This is a genomic window from Planomonospora alba (assembly GCF_039534085.1).
In the GTDB taxonomy this organism is placed as follows: Bacteria; Actinomycetota; Actinomycetes; order Streptosporangiales; family Streptosporangiaceae; genus Planomonospora_B; species Planomonospora_B alba.
This window is the reverse complement of the sequence record NZ_BAAAUT010000157.1, coordinates 1-1111: the sequence shown is the minus strand read 5'-3', so window position 1 is coordinate 1111 and position 1111 is coordinate 1. Positions and strand designations below refer to the sequence as shown.

At 74.3% G+C, this 1111-nt stretch carries 1 protein-coding gene; it reads right to left on the bottom strand.

Features of this window, described 5'->3' with window-relative positions; all coding sequences use genetic code 11:
* Positions 1–39 precede the first annotated feature (39 nt).
* Positions 40–894 carry a 16S rRNA (cytidine(1402)-2'-O)-methyltransferase gene (gene rsmI / locus ABD823_RS34390; RefSeq protein WP_425566704.1) on the bottom strand — a complete coding sequence of 285 codons (855 nt, stop codon included), beginning with the start codon at positions 892–894 and terminating at the stop codon, positions 40–42.
* Positions 895–1111 lie beyond the last annotated feature (217 nt).

Genomic DNA, 1111 nt, shown 5'->3' with positions numbered 1-1111 from the left:
CTCCCGCATCGCTCCCATTCAGGAGATTATGCTGACAAGTCAGCTCCGATGGACCGCGTCGTAGAGGTCGCGTTTGGGAATGCCCGCGGCCTTGGCGACGTCCACGATCGCGTGCTTGCGCGGGATCCCGGCCTCCTCGCGCCGGGCGACCTCCGCGACCAGGTCCTCGATGACCGGCTCCGTGGGCTCCTGGACGTGCCCGGCGACCACCAGCGTGATCTCCCCCTTGACGCCCTGCCCGGCCCACTCGGCGAGCTCTCCCAGGCCGCCGCGCCGCACCTCCTCGTAGGTCTTGGTGAGCTCCCGGCAGACCGCGGCGGGGCGGTCGGCCCCGAACGCCCCGGCCATCGCGGCGAGGGTCGCGGCCAGCCGGTGCGGGGCCTCGAAGAACACCATCGTGCGCTCCTCGGCGGCCAGCGCGGCCAGCCGCCGCGCCCGCTCGCCCGGCTTGCGCGGCGGGAAGCCCTCGAAGCAGAACCGGTCGCTGGGCAGCCCGGAGACCGCCAGCGCGGTGGTGACCGCCGACGGGCCGGGCAGGGAGGTGACCGTCACCCCGGCGTCGACGGCCATGCGGGTCAGCCGGTAGCCGGGGTCGGAGACGCCGGGCATGCCCGCGTCGGTGATGACCAGCACGGTGTAGCCGGCCAGCAGCACCTCCAGGAGCTCGGCCGCCCGGCCCGTCTCGTTGGCGTCGTAGTAGGAGACGATCCGGCCGCCGATCTCCACGTCCAGGTCGGCGGCGAGGCGGCGCAGCCGGCGGGTGTCCTCCGCGGCCACCACGTCGGCCGCCGCCAGCGCCTGGCGCAGGCGCGGCGAGACGTCGCCCGCCTGCCCGATCGGAGCCCCCGCCAGCACCAGCCTGCCGTTGTCCGTCACCCTTCCATCTTGGCCCATCCCGCCCACCGCCTCCGCCCGCGGGCGCCGCGCCCGCCCCTGAAGAGGGGAAGCTCCCCGGTTGGGTATGTACGGGATGTTTCTTGAGGTGCGGGGGTGACGAGCCCCGTACGATGTCCGGGTGGCCGTGACCGATTTCCCTGACCAGGTGTCCGAGCAGCCGGAGCCCCGAGCCGGGGCCGCTCCGGAGGACAGGCCTGGGCCCTCCGTGCGCGAC

Bases quoted from the DNA above. Each gene is read 5' to 3' on its own strand.
- rsmI (WP_425566704.1), bottom strand. From the start codon at position 894: ATGGGCCAAGATGGAAGGGTGACGGACAACGGCAGGCTGGTGCTGGCG.